3 protein-coding genes are annotated in these 2,902 nt (G+C 68.7%); all 3 read right to left on the minus strand.

From position 1 onward, the window contains the following. Positions 1-73: 73 nt before the first annotated feature. Positions 74-886, minus strand: a complete 813-nt coding sequence (locus tag LQT98_RS22270) for a DUF2145 domain-containing protein (protein ID WP_231465290.1) — start codon at positions 884-886, stop codon at positions 74-76. Next, on the minus strand, positions 873-1,331 hold the full coding sequence (locus LQT98_RS22275; protein ID WP_048409009.1) for a hypothetical protein: 459 nt from the start codon (positions 1,329-1,331) through the stop codon (positions 873-875). The genes LQT98_RS22270 and LQT98_RS22275 overlap by 14 nt, the downstream gene beginning before the upstream one ends. Positions 1,332-1,392: 61 nt before the next feature. Further along, positions 1,393-2,902 (minus strand): DEAD/DEAH box helicase (locus tag LQT98_RS22280; protein WP_231465292.1); only part of this gene is annotated, 1,510 nt, incomplete at its 5' end.

Raw genomic sequence — 2,902 nt, forward strand, 5'->3', positions numbered from 1 at the left:
TTGAACAGGCTCTGAGAACCTGTTCAAGGTATCGCTGAAGCGCAGCAGGCATGGAACAGCTTCTGCGATCCAGTCAGGGCGCGGGGATTTCCAGCACTTGCCAGCCTTCCTTGCGGGCCTGCAGGAAGTTCATCACCGAATCCACGGTCACGGTCTGGATGCGGTCGGCGTAGCGCATTTCGTTGGGGTGGTCGTCGAAGGCGACATTGGCCTTGAACATGCGGCCGCCCAGCCGCGTCAGCGGCCCCAGCTTGAGTTCCGACGGCGCGTAGCCGTTGAGCTTGAGCCACATTTGCGCCTGTTCGCGGTTGGCGATGCGCGCTTCCTGACTGGCCGAGGCCGCCAGCGTTTCCAGCACCCAGGTGTTGGAGTTTTCGTAGCGGGTGGCGAAGGGGTAGGCCAGCAGGCTGTATTGCGGGGTGTGCAGTTCGCGCAGCCGTGGCGGCGCCTGCAGCCGTTCGCGCAGGCGCGCGGCCAGCGCCGGCGGCGGCAGCAGCGCCACCGACTCGAAGGAATACATATCGTCGAGGAAGAAATTGCCCAGGCCCTCGTACCACAGGTCGGAGCTGGCGCTGCCGCAGTCGTTGAGCAGGTGGGCGACGCGCCAGCGGCCTTCCGGCTGGCGGTAGGCGATGCCGACATGGGTGTAGCGCAGCTTGAAGCGCGACAGGTCCTGGCCGACGCGGCCGATCACCGCGACGTCGCCGCCGCTGGCGTCCAGTTTTTGCTGCAGTTGTTCGGCGGCGGCCATCGCCTTGCCGAAGGTGGCCGGGGTGATGGTTTGTTCCTCGCAGCTGCGGCCGGCCTGGGCGGCTTGCGGCAGCAGCAGGCAGAGCGCCAGGCCAAGGCCGGCGAGGCGGGCGGGCAGAGCGTCAGGACGGGACACGGTTATGCTCCAGCAGGGCCTCGCCCAGCTTGTTGGGGATGAAGGCCAGCACTTTGCCGGAGGTGACCAGCATGGTGCCGCTGGCCACCGCGCTCACTTGCACCGAGGCGCCGACCGCGGCGCCGGTGGCTTTCAGCGCCTTGCCGGACAATTCCACCACCAGCTTGGCGCCGCCTTGCACCGCGTCCAGCGACATCTTGACGGTGTCGCCGGCGCCCTGGGCCAGACCGGTGATCACATAGGCGCTGCCGGTGACCGCCAGCACCGGGGCCAGCAGCGATTCGCCCTTGCCCTGGGCGCTGCCGGCCACGCTGATCGCCGGCGCGGCGACGATGGACAGGGTGCCGACGGAGATTTTCTCGGAGGCGGTGTCGGTCTGGGACAGGCCGGCCCAGGCGGGCAGCGCGGACAGCAGCAGGCTGGACAGCAGGAGGGCCTTGAGCATGGATAATCCGGAATCAGGGAAATGACGCCAGCTTGCCCATTTTATGACGAAAGGGCAATGCTCAGCCTTGGCGCAATAGTGCCAACAGCGCCGCGCCGTCCAGCCGCGCGCTGAGATCGCCGCCGTCCAGCAGGCTGTCGGCCAGCTCGCGCTTGCTGGCGTGCAGCGCCACGATCTTTTCTTCTATGGTGTGTTGGGCCACCAGCCGGTACACCGTCACCGGCCGCTGCTGGCCCATGCGGTAGGCGCGGTCGCTGGCCTGGTCTTCCACCGCCGGGTTCCACCAGGGGTCGAGGTGGATCACGTAGTCGGCGGCGGTCAGATTGAGGCCGGTGCCGCCGGCTTTCAGGCTGATCAGGAACACCTCGCCGTCGCCGGCCTGGAAGGCGTCCATGCGCGCCTTGCGCTGAGCGCCGGGCACCGCGCCGTCCAGATACTGGTAGCGTATGCCTTGCTGGTCCAGCCAGCGGCGGACGATGGCGAGGTGGTCGACGAACTGGCTGAACACCAGCGCCTTGTGGCCGTTGTCCAGCAGTTCCAGCATCAGTTCGCGGAACAGCGTCTGCTTGGCGGAGGGCAATGCGCTGTCCGGCTGGGTCAGCGTCGGGTGGCAGCAGAAGCGGCGCAGCCGGGTCAGTTCGGCCAGCACTTGCATCGCGCCGCCCTCGGCCTCGCCCGGCTGGCCCAGCTTGTCCAGCGCCTGCTGGCGCATCGCCTCGTAGACTTCCATTTCCGCCTCGCTCAGCGGGATGGCGCGGGTGATGTCGGTGCGCAGCGGCAGTTCGGTCAGCACCTGTTGCTTGGTGCGGCGCAGCAGATAGGGGCGGATCAGCGCTTTCAGCGCGTCGCGGGCGTCCTCGTCGCCGTCGGCGATAGGCTGGGCGAAGCGCTGCTGGAATTTGTCTTCGTTGCCCAGCAGGCCGGGCGCGACGAAGCGGAACAGGCTCCACAATTCGCCCAGATGGTTTTCCACCGGGGTGCCGCTGGCGGCCAGGCGGAAATCAGCGTAGAGCGCGTGGGCGGCCTGGGCGCGCTGGCTGGCGGCGTTCTTGATCGCCTGCGCTTCGTCCAGCACCACGCTGGCCCAGCGCACCTCGGCGAAGGCGTCGGCGTCGCGTTGCAGCAGGCCGTAGCTGGCAACCACCAGATCGCCGGGGCCGGCGCTGTCCAGCCGGCGTTGTTGCTGGTAGGGCCGCAGCCGCAGACTGGGCGCGAAGCGGGCGGCCTCGGCCAGCCAGTTCAGCGCCACCGAGGTGGGCGCCACCACCAGCTGCGGGCCGAGCGCGGCGCGGCTGAGCAAGAGCGCCAGCGTCTGCACCGTTTTGCCCAGGCCCATATCGTCGGCCAGGCAGGCGCCGGCGCCCCAGTGGGCCAGCCGCGCCAGCCAGTTGTAGCCTTGCAGCTGGTAAGGCCGCAGCGTGGCGCGCAGGGTGTCCGGCACCACGGGTTCAAAGCTTTGCAGCGATTGCAGCCGCCGCCAGTGTTCATTCCAGCCGGCGTCGCCGTCGAAGGCACCGGCCTCGGCCGCCAGTTCGCCCAGCCGCGGCGCGGCCAGCGGGCTCAGGCGCAGG

The sequence above is a fragment of the Chromobacterium aquaticum genome (assembly GCF_021129195.1).
GTDB classification, from domain to species: domain Bacteria; phylum Pseudomonadota; class Gammaproteobacteria; order Burkholderiales; family Chromobacteriaceae; genus Chromobacterium; species Chromobacterium aquaticum.

Bases quoted from the DNA above. Each gene is read 5' to 3' on its own strand.
- LQT98_RS22275 (WP_048409009.1), bottom strand. From the start codon at position 1,331: ATGCTCAAGGCCCTCCTGCTGTCCAGCCTGCTGCTGTCCGCGCTGCCC.